The 23,272-nt window shown below is 60.8% G+C and carries 19 protein-coding genes; 10 read left to right on the plus strand and 9 right to left on the minus strand.

Translation table 11 applies throughout. The annotated features are described in order from the left end of the window. Positions 1 to 15: 15 nt before the first annotated feature. Both AC1RS8_RS11380 and AC1RS8_RS11385 read left to right on the plus strand, forming a co-directional pair. Positions 16 to 198: a hypothetical protein gene (locus AC1RS8_RS11380; protein ID WP_150812361.1), complete on the plus strand. Its 183-nt coding sequence runs from the start codon at positions 16 to 18 to the stop codon at positions 196 to 198. Positions 199 to 305: 107 nt separating this feature from the next. Beyond that, on the plus strand, positions 306 to 515 hold the full coding sequence (locus AC1RS8_RS11385) for a hypothetical protein (protein ID WP_150812362.1): 210 nt from the start codon (positions 306 to 308) through the stop codon (positions 513 to 515). 55 nt (positions 516 to 570) lie between these two features. Here AC1RS8_RS11385 and AC1RS8_RS11390 read toward each other — a convergent pair whose 3' ends face one another. Continuing rightward, the gene (locus AC1RS8_RS11390) at positions 571 to 3,903 is read right to left on the minus strand and encodes an RHS repeat-associated core domain-containing protein (RefSeq protein ID WP_489340069.1); all 3,333 of its coding nucleotides are present in this window, start codon (positions 3,901 to 3,903) and stop codon (positions 571 to 573) included. 248 nt (positions 3,904 to 4,151) lie between these two features. Between AC1RS8_RS11390 and AC1RS8_RS11395 the strand changes: the two genes are divergently transcribed. Then, the gene (locus tag AC1RS8_RS11395; RefSeq protein ID WP_057715719.1) at positions 4,152 to 4,847 is read left to right on the plus strand and encodes an HAD-IA family hydrolase; all 696 of its coding nucleotides are present in this window, start codon (positions 4,152 to 4,154) and stop codon (positions 4,845 to 4,847) included. A gap of 137 nt (positions 4,848 to 4,984) precedes the next feature. Here AC1RS8_RS11395 and AC1RS8_RS11400 read toward each other — a convergent pair whose 3' ends face one another. Beyond that, positions 4,985 to 5,731: a 3-oxoacyl-ACP reductase family protein gene (locus tag AC1RS8_RS11400; protein ID WP_154946566.1), complete on the minus strand. Its 747-nt coding sequence runs from the start codon at positions 5,729 to 5,731 to the stop codon at positions 4,985 to 4,987. Positions 5,732 to 5,855: 124 nt separating this feature from the next. On the opposite strand from AC1RS8_RS11400, the gene AC1RS8_RS11405 reads away from it, so the two are divergent. Beyond that, positions 5,856 to 6,779, plus strand: a complete 924-nt coding sequence (locus AC1RS8_RS11405; protein WP_340314413.1) for a LysR family transcriptional regulator — start codon at positions 5,856 to 5,858, stop codon at positions 6,777 to 6,779. Between the two features lie 130 nt (positions 6,780 to 6,909). Here the strand turns inward: AC1RS8_RS11405 and AC1RS8_RS11410 are convergent, their stop codons facing one another. From AC1RS8_RS11410 to AC1RS8_RS11420, 3 genes are all read right to left on the minus strand, one after another. Beyond that, positions 6,910 to 7,638, minus strand: a complete 729-nt coding sequence (locus AC1RS8_RS11410) for an aspartate/glutamate racemase family protein (protein WP_007988885.1) — start codon at positions 7,636 to 7,638, stop codon at positions 6,910 to 6,912. A 56-nt stretch (positions 7,639 to 7,694) separates the two neighbouring features. Further along, on the minus strand, positions 7,695 to 9,236 hold the full coding sequence (locus tag AC1RS8_RS11415) for an NCS1 family nucleobase:cation symporter-1 (protein ID WP_493162643.1): 1,542 nt from the start codon (positions 9,234 to 9,236) through the stop codon (positions 7,695 to 7,697). Between the two features lie 548 nt (positions 9,237 to 9,784). Then, entirely contained in the window at positions 9,785 to 10,525 is a 741-nt protein-coding gene (locus tag AC1RS8_RS11420) for a phosphoadenylyl-sulfate reductase (RefSeq protein ID WP_057715715.1), read from the minus strand. Positions 10,526 to 10,698: 173 nt separating this feature from the next. Here AC1RS8_RS11420 and thrH point away from each other — a divergent pair, with 173 nt between their 5' ends. Further along, positions 10,699 to 11,316 (plus strand): bifunctional phosphoserine phosphatase/homoserine phosphotransferase ThrH, encoded by a 618-nt coding sequence (gene thrH, locus AC1RS8_RS11425; RefSeq protein ID WP_057715714.1) that lies wholly within the window; start codon positions 10,699 to 10,701, stop codon positions 11,314 to 11,316. A gap of 109 nt (positions 11,317 to 11,425) precedes the next feature. Here thrH and pabB read toward each other — a convergent pair whose 3' ends face one another. The 4 genes from pabB to rloA form a co-directional block, all read right to left on the minus strand. Then, complete coding sequence (gene pabB / locus AC1RS8_RS11430; protein ID WP_489340072.1) at positions 11,426 to 12,769, minus strand: aminodeoxychorismate synthase component I; 1,344 nt, start codon at positions 12,767 to 12,769, stop codon at positions 11,426 to 11,428. A 191-nt stretch (positions 12,770 to 12,960) separates the two neighbouring features. Then, on the minus strand, positions 12,961 to 13,947 hold the full coding sequence (locus tag AC1RS8_RS11435; RefSeq protein WP_057715712.1) for an alpha-L-glutamate ligase-like protein: 987 nt from the start codon (positions 13,945 to 13,947) through the stop codon (positions 12,961 to 12,963). Further along, entirely contained in the window at positions 13,947 to 15,482 is a 1,536-nt protein-coding gene (gene rloB / locus AC1RS8_RS11440; protein ID WP_407515266.1) for an osmotic stress tolerance membrane protein RloB, read from the minus strand. Before rloB ends, AC1RS8_RS11435 begins: the two co-directional genes overlap by 1 nt. Before the next feature lie 5 nt (positions 15,483 to 15,487). After that, complete coding sequence (gene rloA, locus AC1RS8_RS11445; RefSeq protein ID WP_218496792.1) at positions 15,488 to 16,024, minus strand: retropepsin-like aspartic peptidase RloA; 537 nt, start codon at positions 16,022 to 16,024, stop codon at positions 15,488 to 15,490. A 297-nt stretch (positions 16,025 to 16,321) separates the two neighbouring features. Here rloA and AC1RS8_RS11450 point away from each other — a divergent pair, with 297 nt between their 5' ends. The 5 genes from AC1RS8_RS11450 to prpF all read left to right on the plus strand — a co-directional run bounded on the left by AC1RS8_RS11450 (position 16,322) and on the right by prpF (position 23,265). Next, entirely contained in the window at positions 16,322 to 17,041 is a 720-nt protein-coding gene (locus tag AC1RS8_RS11450; RefSeq protein ID WP_008048579.1) for a GntR family transcriptional regulator, read from the plus strand. Then, positions 17,038 to 17,928 (plus strand): methylisocitrate lyase, encoded by an 891-nt coding sequence (prpB, locus tag AC1RS8_RS11455; RefSeq protein WP_008017616.1) that lies wholly within the window; start codon positions 17,038 to 17,040, stop codon positions 17,926 to 17,928. The genes AC1RS8_RS11450 and prpB overlap by 4 nt, the downstream gene beginning before the upstream one ends. A 161-nt stretch (positions 17,929 to 18,089) precedes the next feature. Then, a complete protein-coding gene (gene prpC, locus AC1RS8_RS11460; protein ID WP_008048580.1) occupies positions 18,090 to 19,217 on the plus strand; it encodes a bifunctional 2-methylcitrate synthase/citrate synthase in 1,128 nt (375 codons plus the stop codon). Between the two features lie 196 nt (positions 19,218 to 19,413). Next, positions 19,414 to 22,008, plus strand: a complete 2,595-nt coding sequence (gene acnD / locus AC1RS8_RS11465; RefSeq protein WP_057715708.1) for a Fe/S-dependent 2-methylisocitrate dehydratase AcnD — start codon at positions 19,414 to 19,416, stop codon at positions 22,006 to 22,008. A gap of 66 nt (positions 22,009 to 22,074) precedes the next feature. Then, complete coding sequence (gene prpF / locus AC1RS8_RS11470) at positions 22,075 to 23,265, plus strand: 2-methylaconitate cis-trans isomerase PrpF (protein WP_489340073.1); 1,191 nt, start codon at positions 22,075 to 22,077, stop codon at positions 23,263 to 23,265. Positions 23,266 to 23,272 lie beyond the last annotated feature (7 nt).

Here is a 23,272-nt window from a genome sequence, read left to right on the forward strand (position 1 = left end):
TGAGCGAGGCATCCCATGACTGCGAAAAGCGAAGGCAAGGAAGAAAAGGGTCCGAGCGCACAGCCATCTATAAACGATCCCGGCAATGAAGATCCGGGATCGCTGATGGACGATGCGACGGTGCCGCTTAACGATGCTGATGATGCGGGCGATGTGGGGAATATCGAGTTTGAAGATGAGGAAGAGGACGAGGACTGATCGAATCGTGCTGTCGGATTGACGAGCTGTCCAGCTGATCGAACGCGTCCATCGCCGGATCCTCGCCAGGTCGTGGCCTGCACTCCAGGTCACAAGAGAGGTGCGATATGAACACTGATCGGAAAGTCCCCGACGTTGATGAAACACCGGAGTATCCGCTGCCGTCGCCTACCGATTCCTTGAGCCGCGACCAACGACCACCGGACGATGATGATGCAGGTGTGGAGCAGGTTCCGAGCGACGACGATGATATAGAGGCCAATCCAGAAGATCGGGACGATGGCACGGGTGAGCCAGCTATTACAAAGCGACAGTGAAGAGCCCCGGGTCCCGATTGCTTCTTTGAAGTGTCGCTCCGAGGGGGGAATCCGGTTAAAAAATTCCCCGGGGCTCTAGTGAGTCTCCGCAATACCCGTATTTATTCGAAGGTTTTGGAGAGGGCGCATCAGGCTCTCCCTCATCAACCCTTGCCCTTCCTTGCCCATACGGCACCGAGCATCCCGGCTTGTTCTCCTGCGGGCAATTCCCGCCCAATCCCAATGGAGCCACCCACCCCGTCGGGTTCCGGGTGTACCGATACGGGTTCAACCCACCGGCCAGCATGACCGGATCCAGCGTCAGATAACGACCAATGTCGGGATGGTAGTAGCGATGACGGTTGTAGTGCAGACCGCTCTCGGCGTCGAAGTATTGTCCCTGAAACCGTAGAGGCTGTTTGAGTCGTTCGCCGTCGCCCTGGCTCACTTCACGAAGTTTGCCGTGGGCGGTGTATTTGGCCGACCAGACGATAGCGCCGCCGTAGTTGGTCAGTTCCTGCGGGGTACCGAGGTGGTCGAGTTGGTAGTAGAGCGGGCAGGCGTCTGCCGGGCCTTTTCCGTCAAGCAGCGCCAGCGGGCGGAAGCTGCCGGGCTCGTAAACGTAGCTGCGGTAGTGCTCGGGAGCGCTTTCGGCGATGAGCTGGTCGCCTTGCCAGAAAAACTGCGTGGTCTGGCTGTCGACGGTTTTGCGGATGCGCCGACCGAAGGCGTCGTAGCGGTAGCTGACACTTTTACCGTCCGGGGTGCTGACGCTGATCAGGCGGTGCTGGCTGTCATAGGTGTATTGGGTGACTTGGGGCGGCATGCCACGGCGTTCGCGGATCAGGTTGCCGAAGGCGTCGTAGTCGTAGTGGCTGTTGCAATGGCGGTGCAGACGGTTGCCCTGGAGCACGAGCGGGCCTGGACGGCCACGGATCAGCAGATTGCCGGCCGGATCATGGGTGAAGCTCTCCGCGAACGGATCGCGGTCGTGGCGTACGCCGGTCAGGCGGTCGAACGCATCGTATTGATAGTGGCGTTGGCCGTGACGGCTGTCGGCAATCTGCAGGAGATTGCCCTTGGCGCTGTAGGCATACTCGCGGCGATACAGCGTTCGTTGCTTTTGGCTGACGCAATGGACCTGCAAGCGGCCTTGCTCGTCGTAGGTGTAATCGCTGAGCAGCAGGCCCTGTTGGCGTTGCCGTTCGCGCCCGCCGACAAAACGGTGGCAGGTCAGGCGCGTGCCATTGAGATCGATGGCAGTGAGGGCGCCCCCCTTGGCATGGTGGTAGACAAGGACACTGTCGTCCGGTAGGCGCAGCCGCTTGAGCCGACCGCAGGCATCGTAGCCGTAACGCAGGGTGCCCCAGCCCTGATGTTCGGTGATCAGCCGGCCCTGGCGGTCGTATTCGAACGCCAGCGGATGGCCCTGAGCGTCATCGACGCGGACCAGTCGCCCTGAGTTGTCGTAGTGGTACTCGACCTTGATCCCATCGGGCAGGGTCTTGAGCAATAAGCGCCCGGCGCTGTCGCGTTGGTATTGTGTGACGAGTTGCGAACCGTCGTCGCCGAACTCGGTTTTTTTCAGCAACTGACCATTACCGTCATACGCATAGGTGGTACGACGGCCATCAAAGCCGGTTTCCTGTCGGATCAATCCGCCAGGCGTGTAGTCCAGCCGATAGGTGTCGCCGACCTCGTTTTCGATCTCGGTGAGCAACAGTTGCGCATGATCGTAGCCGTACTTCAGCGTGCTGCCGTCGGGGTTGATCCGACGGCTGACCAAGTGCAGGTCGTCGGCGTATTCGTAACGGGTTACCCGTCCCAGTTCGTCGGTTTCGGCGGTGACCTGGCCGTAGGCGTTGTAGCGATAGGCACGGCAGGCACCGGTGGGCAGCGTGATCCTGGTCAGTCGACCCACGGCGTCCCACTCATAGCCGGTGACGGCACCGTGTTCGTCCTGCCGGGTAATCCGCCGGCCCAGCACATCGTAGGAAAAAGCGCGCTGGGCACCGTCCGGCAAGGTCTCCTCCAACAGTTGCCCCAAGGCGTTCCAGACAAACCGGTGACCGCTCTGATCGGGGAATCGGATTGTCAGCAAGCGCCCCTTGGGGTCGTAGAAATAGCGGGTGATCTGCCCGTCGGGATCGGAAACAGCAGTGATGTCGCCCTGGGCATTGCGCTGACAGGTCCAGGTCACCTGACCACGGGTGAGGGTGCGCAGGAAACCGTGCCGATAGTTGCAGGTCATGGGCGCCTCATCGGGCGCACGCCGCGCGATCAACCGGCCGGCTTCGTCATAATGGTATTCGGTGACGGCGCAGAGGGCGTCCTGCTCGGCGATCAGGCGACCCTGATCGTCGTAGGCCTTGTGCAACTCACCGCCGTCGGGCCCGACCTGGCGTACCAGGCGTGCGCGGTTGTCATGAACGTAAACCTCTTCGCTACCGTCGGCGTTGTTCACTGTCACACAGCCTTTATCGTCCCAGGCGTAACGTGCCTCCATTTGCGAAAACGAGGCCCAATGATGGATGCAGCGGGCTGCCTTGCCAGAGCGTTCCCACGCCCAGAAGAAACTCGCGCCGCCGGCCAGTTGCCGTTGCAGGATCACGTGCTGCTCGTCGTAGTCATAGCGCTCGCTTTCACCTGCGGCGTTGGTTGCCTCGATCAAGCGCCGGCGGGCGTCGTAGCGGTAGCTGACCAGTGTCTGTTCGGTGCGCCAGGTGTTTGCCTCGCAGTCGCCGCGCTGAAACACCTGATAGTCGACGGCCACCAGGTGCTTGACGTCGTAACGCAGCAATAAGGCGCGGTCGGCGCCGTTGTCCAGGCGTTGGATCCGGTCACAGCGGTCCCGCTGCACCGTCAGGCGATTGCCGTAGGCATCGCTGATCGTGCTGAGCCGGCCGTCATGAAAGTGGTAGAACCGCGCGCGGTGGCCGGCCAGGGCGAGGATCAGTTCGTCCGGCTCTTCGCCGAGGTAAATCGCCGCCCGCGACAGGCTGTTGTGGATCACCGGGCGCACCGCCGTCGGCCGTGGAAAGGGCGTGCGGCGGTTTTCGGGGTCGATCCACAGCACCCGCTCGCCGTGGAGTTCCAGGTGCTGGGACAGCGAATGGCTCCAGCCAAAACCGAGGCCGCTGTCGATTTCGACGGCACTGGTGCGATAGAGGCGGGTGAAGTCGAAAGGCAGGATTCCGTCGAGGGTGCCATCGGTCAGGGTCAGCAGTTCTTCACCGGTAACCATCGACACCGGGCCGTTGTGGGTGGCGGTTCGCTCGGCGGTGTCGATACTGACACCATTGGGGTTTTTCGCCTGTCTGGAGACGTCCTCGTGGCGTTCATGCCTGTCGGGGCAAAGTATCAGGGGACCGCTGGCGGGGCATGCCAATACCTCTTGGGGATCGAACATCTGCTGTCTTTCGCTTGGCGGAATGTGGAGCGCGAAACTCTGCGGGGGATCGGCGAGGAAAGAAGTCGGGAAAGGGTGGCGCTTGCTGTAGGGCGATTCGCTAAATCGCGGAGGGTCATTCGGCGCCGATCGGGATTTCATCATTGCTCTAGACCGGCGGCGCTCGCTATGCTGCTGAATCCTTTAATCCATGGGGCATCGGCCGTACCTGAGCTGCCCGGGATACCTTAGAAAACGGATCAGATGCGATGAATGCACCACTGAAAGCATTCGGCCCGATCAAGGCCGTGATTTTCGATATGGACGGCTTGTTGCTGGACACGGAAGGCATCTACACGGAAGTCACCTCCATCATTGCCGCGCGTTACGGCCGGACGTTCGACTGGAGCATCAAACAGAACATCATTGGCCGGGGCGCGGGCGATCTGGCGCGCTATGTGGTTGAAGCGCTGGACTTGCCGATTACGGCACAAGAGTTTCTGGTGATCCGCGAGCCGCTGATGCGCGAGCGTTTTCCTACAGCGCAGGCAATGCCCGGAGCACAGGAACTGGTACGGCATCTGAAGGCCAACAATATTCCCATTGCCGTAGGCACCAGTTCTTCGAGCCAGTCGTTCGGCCAGAAAACCACCTTGCACCGCGACTGGTTCGCCTTGTTCGACTTTATCGTCACCGCCGATGACGCCGAGGTGGGCGCGGCCAAACCAGCACCGGATATTTTCCTGACGGCGGCGCGGCGCCTGGGTGTTGCACCGCAAGACTGCCTGGTGTTCGAGGATTCGCCCTTCGGCGTCACTGCGGCGAAAGCGGCAGGGATGACGGCAATTGCGATTCCGGATGCGGCAATGGCAGATGCCAGGTACGCACACGCCGATGGCATTCTTCGTACGCTGAAGGCGTTTGTGCCGAGTGCTTTTGGTTTGCCGGCGCTTGAGTGGGCCTAGCTAAAAAGACGGGTCGACTCTGGCAAATGTGGGAGCGGGCTTGCTCGCGAAGGCGGTGTACCAGGCAACATTGATGTCGTCTGATTCACCGCTTTCGCGAGCAAGCCCGCTCCCACATAGGGTTTGCGTTTAACGCATCAGGCGCCGAAACCACCGTCGATGGTCAGGCTGGCCCCCGTGATATAGCCCGCTTCAGGGCTGACAAGGTAGGCGACGAAGCTGGCGATCTCTTCGGCCTTGCCGTAACGGCCCACGGCCATCAACGGGATCAGGCTTTCCGCAAAGTCACCCTCGGCCGGATTCATGTCGGTGTCGACAGGGCCCGGTTGCACGTTATTGATGGTGATGCCTTGCGGGCCGAGATCACGGGCCAGGCCTTTGGTCAGGCCGACCAGCGCCGACTTGCTCATGGCGTACGGGCCACCACCGGCGAAGGGCATGCGGTCTGCGTTGGTGCTGCCGATATTGATGATGCGACCGCCTTCGGTCATGTGTCTGGCTGCGGCCTGGGTGGCGATGAACACGCTGCGCACGTTGATGGCCAGGGTCTGGTCGAAGTCTTCGAGTTTGAACTCGGCCAGCGGTGCGACCGCCAGTACCCCAGCATTGTTGACCAGGATATCCAGGCGACCGAAGGCTTCTACCGTGGCGGACACGGCGCCGCGGATGGCGTCGGCGTCGGCGCTGTCGGCCTTGATGGCCAGGGCCTTGCCGCCCTTGGCGATGATGCTGTCTTGCAGTTCTTCGGCTTTGGCCGTGGAGCTGACGTAGGTGAAGGCAACGGTGGCGCCTTCAGCGGCCAGGCGCTTGACGATGGCTGCGCCGATGCCGCGGGAACCACCTTGAATCAAGGCCACTTTGCCGCTGAGGTTCTGAGTAGTCATATCGATCTCCAAGTCCCGAGGCGAGATGTCCCGGTTGATGGAGGCTAGTATCGATTCAGGATTACGTGCTGTGTAGACCATAGTTACGATAGTCTGTGTAAACCAAAAGTTTATAGTGGCGCTTATGGAAACCTTCAGCAGTATCGAATGCTTTGTGCGCAGTGCCGAGGTCGGCAGCTTTGCTGAGGCGGCGCGGCGCTTGAGCCTGACACCGGCGGCGGTGGGCAAGAGCGTTGCCAAGCTCGAGGCGCGCCTGGGTGTCAGATTGTTCCAGCGCAGCACTCGCAGCCTGACCCTGACGGAAGCCGGTCAGTTGTTTCTCGGCGAAGTCAGCGGCAGCCTGCACACGATCCAGAATGCCGTGGCCAATCTCGCCAGCGCCGGAGGGCAGCCGGCGGGCACCTTGAAAGTCAGCATGGGGACAGTATTTGGCTGCCTGTACATTGTGCCGATGCTCGGCGAGTTTCTGCGGCGATTCCCGGCGATCAACCCGGACTGGCACTTCGACAACCGCCAGGTCGATCTGATCGGGCAGGGTTTCGACGCGGCCATCGGCGGCGGCTTCGAATTGCCCCAGGGCGTGGTGGCACGCCGGCTGAGTCCGGCGCATCGGGTGTTGGTGGCTACGAAGGACTACCTGGAGACACATGCAGCGATCAGCGAGCCGGATGACCTCAAGCACCATGACGGGATTCTGATCCGCTCACCGCAGACCGGTCGGGTACGCTCTTGGCAGTTGACCCATCGCAATCAGCAACACAGCCCGTTGACGCTCAAGGCGCGGATGACCATGAGCGATTCCGAGGCCGCCTGCGCCACGGCCGCGCAGGGTCTGGGCATTGCGCTGGTGAGCATGCCGTTTGCCGCGGGCTATCTGGAGTCGGGCAGGCTGCAGCGGGTGTTGCCGGACTGGTACATCGATGACGGCTATACCTCCATCTATTACGCCGAACACAAACTGCTGCCGGGCAAGACCCGGGCGTTTGTCGAATTCGTCATTGAGCAGTTTGCCGAGCGGGGGTTGGGGCAGAGGTTCAGTGCGGTTTGAGCCTGGCTTAAGACCGAGGTGTTGTCATCGCGGGCAAGCCACGCTCCCACGGGTTTTGCGTCGAATACATTACTGAGGTGCAATGCAAAACCTGTGGGAGCGAGCTTGCTCGCGATTGGGGCACCGCGGTCTACCGGGCAAACCGCCCCGGCCAACCAATGATGTTTTTCGGCCGTGGTGTCGCATAAGTCCGCACCTTCGATGTCGACAGCCCCAGTCGCACCAATGATTCGGCAATGGTCACCGCCGCCGTCACCCCATCCACCACCGGTACCCCGGTACGTCGGCGAATCTGCTCGTCCAGCCCGGCCATGCCGCCGCAGCCCAGGCAAATCACTTCGGCCTTGTCCTGGGTCACCGCCAGTTCGGCCTGATGGACGATGGCCTCCAGTGCGCGCTGCGGTTCGTGCTCCAGTTCCAGTACTGCCAAACCACTGGCCCGTACCGAGGCGCAACGGTCCCAGAGGCCGGAGAGCTTGAGGCGATCCTCAATCAGCGGCACGGTGCGGTCGAGGGTGGTGACCACGGAATAGGCGTGACCGAGGAACATCGCCGTGCTGGCGGCGGCGTCGGTGATGTCCACCACCGGCACATTGAGCAGTTCCTGCAAGCCTTCACGGCCGTGTTCGCCATAACCGGCCTGGATCACCGCATCGAAGGGCTGGTCGTAGGACATCACCCGGTCCATGACCGCGATGGCCGCCAGGTAACTCTCGAAATTGCCTTCGATGGAGTCGGCACCGAAGTGCGGGGTGAGGCCGACGATTTCCGTGCCGGGTGACGCGACGGCCTGCGCCGAACGGGCGATGGCCTGGGTGATGGATTCGGTGGTGTTGACGTTGACCACGAGAATGCGCATGGGGAGTCCTTATTGCAGTTGGTTCTGCGGCCCGACAACGCCGGGCCGCGACAGGATCAGTGGCTGACGTTGTCGACCGCGATGGCTTCGCCGCTAACATCGACGTAATGCGGTTGGCGCTTGGCGATGATCAGGTAGAGCATCCCGGCGATACCGGCACCAATCAGCCAGGAGAATGGCGATACGCTGTGGAAGCCCGGTACCAATGCCAGGACGATGGCGATCAACGCTGCAGGAATGAACGCCGCCACCGCGCGCAAATTGACACCGCGGCTGTAGTAATACGCGCCGTCAGGGTCTTCGCTGTACAACTGCGGCACGTTGATCCGGCCTTTGCGTACCAGCCAGTAGTCGACCATGATCACCCCGTACAACGGGCCGAGCAGGGCACCGAGGCCGGACAGGAAATACACGATCACCAGCGGGCTGTTGTAGAGGTTCCACGGCAGGATCAGCACGGCGATGGTCGCGCTGATCAGCCCGGCGCGGCGGAAGGTCAGGTACTTGGGCGCCAGGTTGCTGAGTACGAACGCCGGGGCGACGAAGTTGGCCATGATGTTCACCGCCACGGTGACGATCAGGAACGCCAGGCAGCCGAGCACCAGGAAGAAGGTGTTGGGGATCGAGGCGATGATTTCGGTCGGGCTTTCGATGATCCGGCCATTGATCTGAAATTGCGCGCCGCACAGCAGGACGGTAATGCCGGCGAACACCAGGATATTCACTGGCAAGCCCCAGAAATTTCCGACCTTGATGGTTTTGCGGCACGGCGAAGAACGGGCAAAGTCGCAGAAGTTGAGGATCAAGGTGCCGTAGATCGCCAGCCACAGTGCGCCACCGGCAAAGATGTTGCGCCACATCTCACCGCCAGTCAGCGGCTCACGGATAGACCAGGCGATGGTCGCATCGGCCTGGGTGTACATCCACACGGCAAGGGCGGCGACGGTCAGCAGAATCACCGGGCCGGCAAATGCCTCATAGCGCCGCACCATCTCCATGCCATAGGCCAGGATCGCCAGTTGCACGAACCAGATCGCAACGAAACACACCCAGCCCAGGGTCGACAGGCCGAGGATCGAGTCGTGGTCGTAGTCGGCGAACCCGGGATGGACCGCCGTTAACAGCACGCGAAAGACCACGGACGCAAGATACGTCTGGATACCGAACCAGGCGATGGCGATAACGGCGCGGATCAATGCAGGAATCTGCGCACCGTGAATGCCGAAACTGATCCGGCTGATGACCGGAAACGGCACCCCGGTTTTCTGGCCCATGTAGCCAGACAGGTTCATGAAGAAGTAAACCAGCGCGGCGCCGATCCCCAGGGACAGGAGAATCTGCCAGCCACCCAGACCCAAGGCGTACAGGCCTATGGCAAACGAGTAGTTGGCAATGTTGTGCACGTCGTTGGTCCACAGGGCAAAGATGCTGTAGCGGCCCCAGCGCCGACCTTCGGACTTGGTCGGTGCCAGGTCCTTGTTGTGCAATCGGGGGCTGAGCACCACGGGAGCGTGATGCGTCTGATTGTCGACGGTGTGGATGGAATGGGAGGAGGGTAGATCCAGCGCGATGTTGTTATTGGAGAGACTAGTACGCATTCCGGCAGGCTCCTGATGCTCGACCTCGCGATGACTGTGCATGAGCGTTGGCTCGACAAATCTTCGTCGCGGATGGCGAATATCATTGGTTACGGGGCATCTGCAGCCTGTACGGGATAGGGCGCTTCAGGCTTGCGGATCTAAAGTGTGTGTATGTTTTGAATTGATTGTATACAAAACATGTATGCACTTAAGCCAGATCCATGCCAGTCGGGAGATCTATGAAACGCGCTATTCATTTCGTTTTGTTATGTCGGTTCGCCAACTTACTGAAAAATAGGCAATTAAAATTGACCGATTGAACAGGTATTTATTTTACGAAGGGGATTCAGGAGGACATGGCGGTGTACGTCAGGCGGGGGAATGTAACTTTTGGGGGCGCAGAAACGAAAAGTGCACACATAAATGGCACCGATGGTGACATTTATGTGTACACATTTTTGTGGGAGCGAGCTTGCTCGCGATGGTCGTCAATGAAAACGCTGTATTCCTGACACCCCATGGCGCTCTTGGGTTTATCGCGAGCAAGCTCGCTCCTACAGGGGCATTTACGCTTTCGACTTGCTGATGATATTCCCCGCATGCAGCCCGCATTCCTTCTGCGTCGCTTCTTCCCACCACCAACGGCCTTCACGCTCATGCTGGTTCGGCAATACCGGGCGGGTGCAGGGTTCGCAGCCGATGCTGATGAAACCGCGTTCGTGCAGGCTGTTGTACGGCAACTCCAGCATGCGGATGTAGCCCCAGATTTCTTCGCTGGTCATTTGCGCCAGCGGGTTGAACTTGTACAGGGTGCGTTCCGGGGTGGAGAACGCGGTGTCGATTTCCATCACCGCGACGGCACTGCGGGTGCCGGGGCTCTGGTCCCGACGCTGGCCGGTCGCCCAGGCCGTCACGCCTGACAGCTTGCGGCGCAGCGGTTCGATCTTGCGGATGCCGCAGCATTCGCCATGGCCGTCCTTGTAGAAGCTGAACAGGCCTTTTTCCTTCACGAACGGCTCAAGTTTCGTGTAGTCCGGCGACACCAGTTCGATGTCGATCTTGTAGTGCTCGCGCACCTGATCGATGAAGCGGTAGGTCTCGGGGTGCAAGCGACCGGTGTCGAGGCTGAACACTTTGACGTTCTTGTTCAGCTTCCAGGCCATGTCCACCAGCACCACGTCTTCGGCGCCGCTGAAAGATATCCACAGGTCATCGCCGAACTCGGCAAACGCGAGTTTCAGAATGTCCTGGGCGGATTTGTTGGCATAGGTCGTGGCGAGTTCCACGACGTCGAACGTTGGGCTCATCAGGGCGGCTTCCTACAGGTCGGTGGCGCTGGGCGCTCTATATGGGGTCGATGGTAACAAAAAGCTGCACGGGCCGGGGCATCCTCTGCGTTGCGCAGGCAGGCCCGAGTCGCTAGAGTTCGGCAGTCTTTTTGCTCGCTCGACTCAATAATCAATACAAATGGGAGTGTCTTGTGGAAATTGCCTGTCTGGATCTTGAAGGTGTGCTGGTTCCGGAAATCTGGATCGCCTTCGCCGAAAAAACCGGGATCGAATCCCTCAGGGCCACTACCCGGGACATTCCCGACTACGACGTGCTGATGAAGCAGCGCCTGCGAATTCTCGACGAGCACGGCCTGAAGCTCTCCGACATTCAGGAAGTGATCGCCACGCTCAAGCCGCTTGATGGCGCCATCGAGTTCGTCGACTGGCTGCGCGAGCGCTTCCAGGTGGTGATCCTGTCGGACACCTTCTATGAGTTCTCCCAGCCGCTGATGCGTCAGCTGGGCTTCCCGACCTTGCTCTGCCATCGCCTGATTACTGACGACACTGGGCGAGTCACTGACTATCAACTGCGTCAGAAAGATCCCAAGCGTCAGTCGGTCCTGGCCTTCAAGAGCCTCTACTACCGGGTGATCGCGGCGGGGGATTCCTACAACGACACCACGATGCTGGGCGAGGCCGATGCCGGGATTCTGTTCCATGCGCCGGATAACGTGATTGCGCAGTTCCCGCAGTTCCCGGCGGTGCACACGTTTGAAGCGTTGAAGCAGGAGTTCATCAAGGCATCAAACCGGACCCTGAGCTTGTAATCACATTCCCTGTATGTAGGAGCGAGCCTGCTCGCGATGGTCGTCAACGATAACGCGGGGCACCAGGCAGCCCGCGTCGTCCGTTGCTCCATCGCGAGCAGGCTCGCTCCTACAGGTTCTGCAGCGTATCGAGCAGTACCTTCACCTTGGTAATCGACTCCTGATACTCAGCCTGCCACTGCGAGTCCGCGACAATCCCGCCACCGCCCCAGCAACACACCTGCCCGTCCTTGACCAGCAAACTACGGATGGCGATGGAGCTGTCCATTTCGCCGCGTACGTCCAGGTACAGCAACGAACCGCAATACAGGCCGCGCCGGGTCGGCTCCAGTTCGTCGATGATCTGCATGGCACGAATCTTTGGCGCGCCGGTAATCGAGCCGCCGGGGAAGCTGCCGGCGATCAGGTCCAGGGCATCGCGCTCATCCGCCAGTTCACCGGTGACGCTGCTCACCAGGTGGTGCACGTTCGGATAGCTTTCCAGGCTGAACAATTCCGGCACCCGTACCGAGCCTGTGCGGCAGGTGCGACCGAGGTCATTGCGCAGCAGGTCGACAATCATCAGGTTTTCCGCGCGGTCCTTGGGGCTGGCCAGCAATTCGGCGGCGTTCGCGGCGTCCTGCTCGGGCGTCAGGCCCCGGGGGCGAGTGCCCTTGATCGGGCGGGTTTCCACATGACCCTGGCTGACTTTGACGAAGCGTTCCGGCGACAGGCTGAGTACGGCATCGCCATCAGGCAAGTTCTGGAAACCGGAAAAAGGCGTCGGGCAAGCAGCGCGTAGCGCACAGTAAGCGGCCCACGGATCACCCAGGCAGGGTGCGCGAAACCGTTGGGCGAAATTGACCTGATAGCAGTCGCCGGCCTGAATGTACTGCTGGATGCGCTCGATGGCCTGTTGATACTCATCGGCGCTCAAGTCGGCAGTCATCGGGGTGAGCAGCTTGAAGGGCGCGCTCGCTTGCGGCTCAGGCTGGCTGAACAGTTCGATCAGGCGCTGACGCTCGCTGTCGGGCAGGGTCGGGTGGAACACCAATTGACTGGTCTGCGAAAGGTGATCGCTGATCAAGGCCCAGCCGTACAAGCCGAAGCGCGCATCAGGCAGATGCAGGTCATCACTGGCCTGGCTCGGCAGGCGCTCCAGATGTCGGCCGAAGTCGTAACTCAGGTAACCGATCAACCCACCGGCAAACGGCAACTCATAATCTTCCGGCAGAATGGCTTCGCCCAGGCCTGTCAGGTTGTCGCGCAGGCGTTGCAGGAAAGCATCGCCACTTTCGTCGGGCGACACCGTCAGTTGTTCCAGTGGCCAGGCGCTGAGCAGGTCATAGCGACCGCGGTCGGCGCTGGGGCGGCCACTGTCGAGCAGGACGGCACCGGGCGCATGGCGAATCGCCGCGAAATATTCGGCGGGGTTGGCGCGATAGGGCAGCGGGTGTACGGAACAGGTCAACATGGGCGGGGGAAGTCAGCCATCGAGGCGGGGTGGCGATTGTAGTCCCCTCGGAGAATTGCTCCTAGAGGGGATTGATTGCTGTAGGAGCGAGCTCGCTCGCGATGGTCGTCAACGATAACGCTGTATGCCTGCCCCCCCCACAGTGTTTTCAGGTTCATCGCGAGCAAGCTCGCTCCTACAATCGATGGGCCTCAGCCCTCGACCGCAGGAATATGCCCAAACATCTCCTGCACGAACGCCACGCGCTCTTCGACCGATTCACTCACGCCACGCGCCTTCAGGTCTTCCAGCCGCGCCTCGACCGCATGAGTGCGCAACGTCAGGCCGCAGTCATTGGCAATCTGGATATTCAGCCCCGGCCGGGCGTTGAGCTCCAGAATCAGCGGGCCTTTTTCCTGGTCCAGGACCATGTCGACACCGATGTAGCCCAGGCCGCACAACTCATAGCAACCAGCGGCGAGTTTCATGAAGCCGTCCCAGTAGGGCAGTTGCACGCCATCCACTGCGTTGGTGGTGTCCGGGTGTTTGTTGATGATGTTGTTCAGCCAGGTGCCGCGCAGGGTCAGGCCGGTGGCCAGGTCCACACCGACGCCGATGGCGCCCTGGTGCAGGTTGGCCTTGCCGTTGGACTGGCGCGTCGGCAGGCGCAACATGGCCATCACCGGGTAGCCCATCAAAACAATGATGCGAATGTCCGGCACGCCTTCGTAACTGATGCTCTTGAAGATCTGATCCGGAATCACGCGGTATTCGATCAGCGCCCGGTCGCGGTGACCGCCCAGGGAGTACAGGCCGGTCAGGATGCTGGAAACCTGGTGTTCGATTTCTTCATGGCTGATGATCCGGCCGGACACCGTGCGATAACGTCCTTCAAAGCGGTCGGCGATGACCAGGATGCCATCTCCGCCAGCGCCCTGGGCCGGTTTGATCACGAAGTCATTGCGTGCGCCGATGATCTCTTCGAGATTGTCGATTTCCTTCTCGGTGGAGATCACGCCATACAGTTCGGGCACATGGATGCCGGCGGCGATGGCGCGTTCCTTGGTGATGATCTTGTCATCGACGATCGGGTACAGGCTGCGCTTGTTGTATTTGAGCACGTAGTCTGCGTTGCGCCGATTGATCCCCATGATGCCCCGGGCTTCCAGGGCCTTCCAGGTCTTCCAGAGGCCGAACATCAGGCGTCAGCCTTTTTCAGGAAGGCCTTGAAGCGCACCAGTTCGGTCAGGCGGTAACCGCGATAACGACCCATGGCCAGCATGAAGCCCACCAGAATCAGCAGGATCGCCGGGAAAGTGAACACGAAGTACACCAGTTCCGGCACGCTCATGATCAGGTGCGCCAGGGACGCGGCGAACAGCGTGCCGACGGCCACTTTCATGGCATGGCCACCGCCGCGCTCTTCCCAGGTGATCGACAGGCGTTCGATGGTCATGGTCAGGATCACCATCGGGAACAGCGCCACCGACAAACCGCGTTCCAGGCCGAGTTTATGGCTGAGCAGGCTGATGGCCGCAATCAGCACCACCACGAACGTCAGCACCACCGACAGCCGCGGCAGCATTTGCAGTTTCAGGTGTTCGAGATAGGAGCGCAGCGACAAGCCCAGCGCCGTGATGATGGTAAACAGCACGATACCGAAGCCGAGCTGGGTTTCGCGGAAGGCCAGGGCGATCAGCACCGGGGTGAAGGTGCCCAGGGTCTGGATGCCGATCAGGTTGCGCAGGACCAGGATCACCAGCACGCCGATCGGGATCATCACCATGATCATGAAGGTCTGCTGGGTTTGCAGCGGCAGGCCGTACAGCGAGTACTCGAGGAAATTGGCGTCGGTGTTTTCGTCGGTCAGCTTGGCCAGACGAATGGCGTTCATTTCGCTGTTGTTCAGGCTGAAGGTCACGTTGGCTTTCTTGCCACCATCGACGGTGATCAGGTTTTCGTCGCCGGTCCACCACAGCAGGCGGTCGGTCGGCAGGCCCTGTTCACCGGTTTCCGGGTTGAAGTACAGCCAGTCGGTGCCATTGAAGCTGCGCAGCCACAGTTCCGGCATTTGCGGCTGGTCGGCCACCAGGCGGATGGTGTGGACCTTCTCGATCGGCACATGGGCGATGGACAGCAGCAGCTCGACGATTTTCGCCTTGTGCGCCGCGGATGGATCACCGGCCAGCAGCAGTTTCACGTTGTCGTCGTTGAGGTTGTTGACCCGCTTGATGGCTTCGCCGACGAAAGTTTCGACATCGGCCGAGTGTTGGCGAATCGGTGCGAGCAGGGCTTCGGCGGCGATTTTTTCCGGGCCTTCGATGGTCATGCTGTCGCGAAAGGTCGGGCCTTTGATCTTGGCTTTCTCACCGGAATAACGCTTGGTCAGCACCAGGCGGTAATACAGCGTCTGATTGCCTTTGGCCCGGCGTGCCGACCAGGTGACCTTGCGGTTGCCGTCGACCCGGTTCACGGCCACGCCGTAGTTGTTGGAGATGAAGCTCTCGTTGAGGCTCACGAAGTCGCGGCTCAGCGGAGGCACGAACATCTGGATCTTGACCGGATCCTTGGCACTGGCGACGAACTCGACCTTGGCGTCGATGTTCCACAGGTCGTCGGTGGCGTCTTCGGTCACCGGGATGCCCAGCACGAAGATCTGATAGGCCGTAACTGAAATGCCCAGCACCACCAGGATGGCGATCAGCAGTTTCAGGTGAAGGGTAAGAGAGCGCATTTGAATTACTCGGCGGTATGAGCGTCGGTGGTGCAGGCAGGTTTGCCGGCAGCATATTTAAGGCTGGGGTCAACCAGAGCATCGAAACGTTTGAGGGCTTCGGAGCCAATCAGTAGCGGGTATTGGAAAGCGCTGCGGTCGGTCAGGTTCACTTCGATGCTGCGCAGGGCCGAGCCCATGCAGATGTCCAGTTCGATCACCGGGCGGGCGGTGTACTTCTTGCCTTCCTCCGGATCGTAGTCGCCGGCCCGGCGCTTGATCTTGCTGACACGGGCCAGCGGGCGTTCGATCGGGTGCGAATGGGCGGCGTCGATGGCCAGGTAAAAGCGCACCCAAGACTCGCCGTTGCGTTTGAATCGTTTGATATCCCGTGCACTCAGGGATGCGGTTTTCGCCCCGGTATCGAGTTTGGCCGCCACTTCCAGATCGATGCCATTGAGCGATGCGTACTCGTTAAGGCCATACACGGTCTTTTCCCCGGCCATTGCGAAGCCGGGCAGGCAAAGGAAAAAAAGGACGGTGGGGAAGGGCTTGAGTCTCATAAATCCTGATGCGCAGCGGTCCGACTTGATTCAAGGCCCTGGCATCGCTGCGCAAGCTCCCTCGTATGCCTGTCAGGTTTTTATGACAGGCAGTGCAGATGTGACAAACAAATGCGGGCGGCATTCTAGCACGGTGGTTTGATGGCGCCAGCGCTGGCCGGTGGCTATAAATAGACCGGTTGCTTCGTAATGGTGCAACCGGTTATCAGAAGATTGTCGACAATATCGATTTATACTTTGACTGCGTCGCCAGTATTCGCTAGTTTTTGCGGCACTGGCTTACAAGGTGTCGACAATATGCTGGATCAACTCGATCCCCCGGTTTCTACGCAAGACGATACGGAGACGCTTTCCGAGAACGTCTTCCGACGCATTCAGGCGGCTATCGTCAAAGGCGATATCGCGCCGGGCAGCAAAATCTCCGAACCGGAACTGGCGCGCACCTACGGCATCAGCCGTGGCCCGTTGCGCGAGGCCATCCACCGTCTGGAAGGCCAGCGCCTGCTGGTTCGCGTGCCGCATGTCGGCGCACGGGTGGTGTCGCTCAATCACGCCGAACTGATTGAGCTATACGAAATCCGCGAATCCCTGGAAGGCATGGCCTGTCGCCTGGCCGCCGAGCGCATGAGCCTCGAAGAAATCGACGAGCTGCGTCGGGTCCTGGAAACCCACGAACGCGATGAGGCGTTTCAGGCCGGGAGAGGCTACTACCAGCAGGAAGGCGATTTCGACTTCCACTACCGAATCATTCAGGGCAGCGGCAACCGTACGCTGACCCAAATGCTCTGCGGCGAGCTGTATCAACTGGTGCGCATGTACCGCATCCAGTTTTCCACCACGCCCAATCGCCCGCACCAGGCGTTCGCCGAGCACCACCGAATTCTCGATGCCATCGCCGACCGTGACGGTGAACTGGCCGAGTTGTTGATGCGCCGTCACATCGGCGCCTCCAAACGCAACATCGCCCGTCATTACCAGGACGGCGCTAACCCGACAGCCAAACGAGGTGAGTCATGAGTTTGAACAAGAGCACTCCAGGCCAGCGTTTCCGCGATGCGGTCGCCAGCGAGCATCCATTGCAAGTGGTCGGCGCGATCAACGCCAACCATGCGCTGCTGGCCAAGCGCGCCGGTTTCAAGGCGATCTACCTGTCGGGTGGCGGGGTGGCTGCCGGCTCCCTCGGCGTGCCGGACCTGGGCATCACCGGCCTGGATGACGTGCTGACCGACGTGCGCCGCATCACCGATGTTTGCGACCTGCCGCTGCTGGTGGATGTGGACACCGGTTTCGGTTCCTCGGCGTTCAACGTCGCCCGTACCGTGAAGTCGATGATCAAGTTCGGCGCGGCGGCGATTCACATCGAAGACCAGGTCGGCGCCAAGCGCTGCGGTCACCGTCCTAACAAGGAAATCGTGACCCAGCAGGAAATGGTCGACCGCATCAAAGCGGCCGTCGATGCCCGTACCGATGACAGCTTCGTGATCATGGCCCGTACCGACGCCCTGGCGGTGGAAGGTCTGGAGTCTGCCCTGGATCGCGCCGCCGCGTGCATCGAGGCCGGCGCTGACATGGTGTTCCCGGAAGCCATCACTGAACTGGAAATGTACAAGCTGTTCGCCAATCGCGTGAAAGCGCCGATCCTGGCCAACATCACCGAGTTCGGCGCGACGCCGCTGTACACCACCGAACAACTGGCCGCTGCCGATGTATCGCTGGTGCTGTACCCGCTGTCGGCGTTCCGTGCCATGAACAAGGCTGCAGAAAACGTCTACACCGCGATCCGTCGCGATGGCACGCAACAGAACGTCATCGACACCATGCAGACTCGCATGGAACTTTACGATCGCATCGACTACCACACCTTCGAGCAGAAGCTCGATGCGTTGTTCGCCGCGAAAAAATGATGAACACCGTGTACCTGTAGGAGCGAGCTGGCTCGCGATGGTGGGCCATACACCGCGGGGTATCAGTTTTCCCGCGTCATCATCGGCGTCCATCGCGAGCAAGCTCGCTCCTACAGATGAAAGATTGGTTTCCCTAAAAAATTCAAGAATTGGAGACAGCAATGGCCGAAGCAAAAGTACTCAGTGGCGCCGGGCTCCGTGGCCAGGTAGCCGGGCAAACCGCACTGTCCACCGTGGGCCAGTCGGGTGCCGGTCTGACCTATCGTGGTTATGACGTACGTGAACTGGCGGCTGACGCACAGTTCGAAGAAGTTGCCTACCTGCTGCTGTACGGCGAACTGCCGAGCAAGGCGCAACTGGCAGCCTACGTTGCCAAACTGAGCAAGCTGCGCGACCTGCCGCAAGCGCTCAAAGAAGTGCTGGAACGCATCCCCGCCGACGCCCACCCGATGGACGTGATGCGCACTGGCTGCTCGTTCCTGGGCAACCTGGAGCCGGAGAACAACTTCTCCGAGCAACACGACAAGACCGACCGCCTGCTGGCCGCGTTCCCGGCGATCATGACCTACTGGTATCGCTTCAGCCACGAAGGCAAGCGCATCGATTGCGTGAGTGACGAGCAGTCCATCGGCGGCCACTTCCTGCACCTGCTGCACGGCAAGAAGCCGAGCGAGTTGCACGTCAAGGTGATGAACGTTTCGCTGATCCTCTACGCGGAGCACGAGTTCAACGCGTCGACCTTCACCGCACGTGTTTGCGCCTCGACCCTGTCCGACCTGTATTCGTGCATCACCGCGGCCATCGGCTCGCTGCGCGGTCCGCTGCACGGCGGCGCCAACGAAGCGGCGATGGAAATGATCGAGCGTTTCTCGTCGCCGGAAGACGCGATCAAGGGCACCCTCGGCATGCTCGAGCGCAAGGACAAGATCATGGGCTTCGGCCACGCGATCTATAAGGACAACGATCCGCGTAACGAGGTGATCAAGGGCTGGTCGAAAAAGCTTGCTGACGAAGTGGGTGACAAGGTGTTGTTCCCGGTATCCGAAGCCATCGACAAGACCATGTGGGAGCAGAAGAAACTGTTCCCGAACGCCGACTTCTACCATGCCTCGGCGTACCACTTCATGGGCATCCCGACCAAGTTGTTCACACCGATCTTCGTCTGCTCGCGCCTGACCGGCTGGGCCGCCCACGTGTACGAACAACGTGCCAACAACCGCATCATCCGTCCAAGCGCCGAATACACCGGCGTTGAGCAGCGCAAGTTCGTACCAATCGAACAACGCTGAATGGTGGTGGCCGGCACCGGGATCTGAATGCAACGCAGATCCCTGTAGGAGCGAGCTTGCTCGCGATGGAGTGTCATTCACATTGGTGTCGACTGACACGCCATCGCGAGCAAGCTCGCTCCCACAGTGGATTGTGTTCACTTCAAGTCTGGTGCCAGGCCCCACCTTTTGTAACTACCGTGACCGAGTCCTGACGATGAACACACAATTCCGTAAACCGCTGCCCGGCAGCCACCTGGATTACTTCGATGTCCGCGCAGCGGTCGAGGCGATCCAGCCTGGCGCCTACGACACCCTGCCGTACACCTCCCGTGTACTGGCGGAAAACCTTGTGCGTCGCTGCGACCCGGCCACGCTCACCGAATCCCTGAAGCAATTCATCGAGCGCAAGCGCGACCTCGACTTCCCGTGGTTCCCGGCCCGCGTGGTGTGCCACGACATTCTCGGCCAGACCGCGCTGGTTGACCTCGCCGGCCTGCGTGACGCCATCGCCCTGCAGGGCGGTGATCCGGCGCAAGTCAACCCGGTGGTGCCGACCCAACTGATCGTCGACCACTCCCTGGCCGTCGAGCGCGGTGGCTTCGATCCGGAAGCGTTCGAGAAGAACCGCGCCATCGAAGACCGTCGCAACGAAGACCGTTTCCACTTCATCAACTGGACCAAGAAGGCGTTCAAGAACGTCGACGTGATCCCGCCGGGCAACGGCATCATGCACCAGATCAACCTGGAGAAAATGTCTCCGGTGATCCAGGTGCGTGACGGCGTGGCCTTCCCTGATACCTGCGTCGGCACCGACAGCCACACCCCGCACGTCGATGCGTTGGGCGTGATCGCCATCGGTGTCGGTGGTCTGGAAGCCGAAAGCGTAATGCTCGGCCGCGCATCGTGGATGCGTCTGCCGGAAAGCGTCGGCGTCGAGCTGACCGGCAAGCTGCAGCCGGGCATCACCGCCACCGACATGGTGCTGGCGCTGACCGAGTTCCTGCGCAAACAAAAAGTGGTTGGCGCGTGGCTGGAGTTCTTCGGTGAAGGTGCTGCGGCGCTGACCCTCGGCGACCGCGCGACCATCTCTAACATGGCCCCGGAATACGGCGCCACCGCGGCGATGTTCTACATCGATCAGCAGACTATCGACTACCTCAAGCTCACCGGACGTGAAGACGAGCAGGTGCAGTTGGTCGAGAACTACGCCAAGCAGGTCGGCCTGTGGGCTGACAGCCTCAAAGGCGCGCAGTACGAGCGCGGCCTGACGTTCGACCTGTCCTCGGTAGTGCGCAACATGGCTGGCCCGAGCAACCCGCACGCCCGTGTGGCGGTTTCGGATCTGGCCGCCAAAGGCATCTCCGGTCAGTGGGACGATGTGCCGGGGCAAATGCCGGACGGCGCGGTGATCATCGCCGCCATCACCAGCTGCACCAACACCAGCAACCCGCGCAACGTGATCGCCGCCGGCCTGCTGGCGCGCAACGCCAACAAGCTCGGCCTGACCCGCAAGCCGTGGGTCAAGTCGTCCCTGGCACCGGGCTCCAAAACCGTGGCGCTGTACCTCGATGAAGCCGGTTTGACCGATGAGCTGGAACAGCTCGGTTTCGGCGTCGTGGCCTTCGCCTGCACCACCTGCAACGGCATGTCCGGCGCACTGGACCCGGTGATCCAGCAAGAGATCATCGACCGTGACCTGTACGCCACTGCTGTGTTGTCCGGTAACCGTAACTTCGACGGCCGGATTCACCCGTACGCCAAGCAGGCGTTCCTCGCGTCGCCGCCATTGGTCGTTGCTTACGCCATCGCCGGTACCATCCGTTTCGACATCGAAAAAGATGTGCTGGGCGTTGTCGACGGCAAGGAAATCCGCCTGAAGGACATCTGGCCGAGCGACGAAGAAATCGACGCCGTGGTGAAAGCCTCGGTCAAGCCTGAGCAGTTCCGTCAGGTCTACATCCCGATGTTCGCGATCCACGAAGACACAGGTCCCAAAGTCGCGCCGCTGTACGAGTGGCGCGAGATGAGCACCTACATCCGCCGTCCGCCGTACTGGGAAGGCGCACTGGCCGGCGCCCGTCCGCTCAAGGGCATGCGCCCGCTGGCGGTGCTGCCGGACAACATCACCACCGATCACCTGTCGCCGTCCAACGCCATCATGCTCGACAGCGCCGCGGGCGAATACCTGGCGAAAATGGGCCTGCCGGAAGAGGACTTCAACTCCTACGCGACTCACCGTGGTGACCACCTGACCGCGCAGCGCGCGACCTTCGCCAACCCGAAACTGTTCAACGAAATGGTTCTGGAAAACGGCAAGGTCAAGCAGGGTTCGCTGGCCCGCGTCGAGCCGGAAGGCAAAGTGATGCGCATGTGGGAAGCCATCGAGACCTACATGGATCGCAAGCAGCCGCTGATCATCATCGCAGGTGCCGACTACGGTCAGGGTTCGTCCCGCGACTGGGCGGCCAAGGGCGTGCGCCTGGCGGGTGTGGAAGCGATTGCCGCCGAAGGTTTCGAGCGCATTCACCGCACCAACCTGGTGGGCATGGGCGTGTTGCCGCTGGAATTCAAGCCGGGCACCAACCGCCACACCCTGGCCATCGACGGCAGCGAAACCTACGACGTGATTGGCGACCGCACCCCGCGTGCCGAGCTGACCCTGGTGATCCATCGCAAGAATGGCGAGCGCGTCGATGTGCCGGTGACCTGCCGCCTCGACACTGCTGAAGAAGTGTCGATCTACGAAGCCGGTGGCGTGCTGCAACGCTTCGCCCAGGACTTCCTCGAAGAATCGGCGGTTGCTGTTTAACACACGCTTTGCAGACACGGGACTTTAAGTCCCGTGTCTGTTTTCAGATTAGGAGTAACGAGCACCATGGCTCATGCACCGCAGATCAAAATTCCAGCGACATACATGCGCGGCGGCACCAGCAAAGGCGTGTTTTTCAGCCTGAAGGATTTGCCTGAAGCGGCACAGGTCCCGGGTCAGGCCCGCGACGCTTTGCTGCTGCGGGTGATCGGCAGCCCCGACCCGTACGACAAACAAATCGACGGCATGGGTGGCGCGACTTCCAGCACCAGCAAAACCGTGATCCTGTCGAAAAGCATCAAGGCCGATCACGATGTCGATTACCTGTTCGGTCAGGTGTCCATCGACAAGCCCTTCGTGGATTGGAGCGGCAACTGCGGCAACCTGTCGGCGGCGGTCGGTTCGTTCGCCGTCAGCAATGGCCTGGTGGACGCCAGCCGCATCCCGCACAACGGCGTGGCGGTGGTTCGCGTGTGGCAGGCCAACATTGGCAAGACCATCATCGCCCACGTGCCGATCACCAATGGTGAAGTACAGGAAACCGGCGATTTCGAACTCGACGGCGTGACCTTCCCGGCGGCCGAAGTGCAGATCGAGTTCCTCGATCCGGCGGCGGACGAGGAGGGTGGCGGCGGTTCGATGTTCCCTACCGGCAACCTGGTGGACGACCTGGAAGTGCCCGGCGTCGGCACCTTCAAGGCCACGATGATCAACGCTGGTATCCCGACGATTTTCGTCAATGCCGAAGACATCGGCTACAAGGGCACCGAGTTGCAGGGCGCGATCAACGGCGACCCGAAAGCCTTGCTGATGTTCGAAGCCATCCGCGCTTACGGCGCATTGCGCATGGGCCTGATCTCGAACGTCGACGAAGCGGCCAAGCGGCAGCACACGCCGAAGGTGGCCTTCGTCGCCAAACCGGCGGATTACGTATCGTCCAGTGGCAAAGCCATTGCGGCGGGTGATGTCGACCTGCTGGTGCGTGCACTGTCCATGGGCAAATTGCACCACGCGATGATGGGTACTGCTGCGGTGGCAATCGGCACGGCGGCAGCGATCACCGGTACGCTGGTTAACCTCGCGGCAGGCGGTATCGAACGCAACGCGGTGCGCTTCGGCCACCCGTCCGGTACCTTGCGCGTCGGCGCCGAGGCCAGCCAGGTCAATGGCGAGTGGACCGTGAACAAAGCGATCATGAGCCGCAGTGCACGGGTGTTGATGGAAGGGTTTGTCCGTGTGCCGGGTGATTCTTTCTAAGATCATC

This window comes from Pseudomonas sp. GW821-FHT12A04, from assembly GCF_058807755.1.

What these genes read in the sequence shown, in the direction of transcription:
- prpB (WP_008017616.1), top strand. Translation starts at nt 17,038, where the DNA reads ATGAGTTTGAACAAGAGCACTCCAGGCCAGCGTTTCCGCGATGCGGTC.
- rloB (WP_407515266.1), bottom strand. Translation starts at nt 15,482, where the DNA reads ATGCGCTCTCTTACCCTTCACCTGAAACTGCTGATCGCCATCCTGGTG.
- AC1RS8_RS11385 (WP_150812362.1), top strand. Translation starts at nt 306, where the DNA reads ATGAACACTGATCGGAAAGTCCCCGACGTTGATGAAACACCGGAGTAT.
- AC1RS8_RS11380 (WP_150812361.1), top strand. Translation starts at nt 16, where the DNA reads ATGACTGCGAAAAGCGAAGGCAAGGAAGAAAAGGGTCCGAGCGCACAG.
- AC1RS8_RS11435 (WP_057715712.1), bottom strand. Translation starts at nt 13,947, where the DNA reads ATGTTCGGCCTCTGGAAGACCTGGAAGGCCCTGGAAGCCCGGGGCATC.
- AC1RS8_RS11400 (WP_154946566.1), bottom strand. Translation starts at nt 5,731, where the DNA reads ATGACTACTCAGAACCTCAGCGGCAAAGTGGCCTTGATTCAAGGTGGT.
- prpC (WP_008048580.1), top strand. Translation starts at nt 18,090, where the DNA reads ATGGCCGAAGCAAAAGTACTCAGTGGCGCCGGGCTCCGTGGCCAGGTA.
- AC1RS8_RS11410 (WP_007988885.1), bottom strand. Translation starts at nt 7,638, where the DNA reads ATGCGCATTCTCGTGGTCAACGTCAACACCACCGAATCCATCACCCAG.
- acnD (WP_057715708.1), top strand. Translation starts at nt 19,414, where the DNA reads ATGAACACACAATTCCGTAAACCGCTGCCCGGCAGCCACCTGGATTAC.
- AC1RS8_RS11415 (WP_493162643.1), bottom strand. Translation starts at nt 9,236, where the DNA reads ATGCGTACTAGTCTCTCCAATAACAACATCGCGCTGGATCTACCCTCC.
- AC1RS8_RS11395 (WP_057715719.1), top strand. Translation starts at nt 4,152, where the DNA reads ATGAATGCACCACTGAAAGCATTCGGCCCGATCAAGGCCGTGATTTTC.
- AC1RS8_RS11420 (WP_057715715.1), bottom strand. Translation starts at nt 10,525, where the DNA reads ATGAGCCCAACGTTCGACGTCGTGGAACTCGCCACGACCTATGCCAAC.
- AC1RS8_RS11405 (WP_340314413.1), top strand. Translation starts at nt 5,856, where the DNA reads ATGGAAACCTTCAGCAGTATCGAATGCTTTGTGCGCAGTGCCGAGGTC.
- rloA (WP_218496792.1), bottom strand. Translation starts at nt 16,024, where the DNA reads ATGAGACTCAAGCCCTTCCCCACCGTCCTTTTTTTCCTTTGCCTGCCC.
- pabB (WP_489340072.1), bottom strand. Translation starts at nt 12,769, where the DNA reads ATGTTGACCTGTTCCGTACACCCGCTGCCCTATCGCGCCAACCCCGCC.
- AC1RS8_RS11450 (WP_008048579.1), top strand. Translation starts at nt 16,322, where the DNA reads ATGCTGGATCAACTCGATCCCCCGGTTTCTACGCAAGACGATACGGAG.
- AC1RS8_RS11390 (WP_489340069.1), bottom strand. Translation starts at nt 3,903, where the DNA reads ATGTTCGATCCCCAAGAGGTATTGGCATGCCCCGCCAGCGGTCCCCTG.
- prpF (WP_489340073.1), top strand. Translation starts at nt 22,075, where the DNA reads ATGGCTCATGCACCGCAGATCAAAATTCCAGCGACATACATGCGCGGC.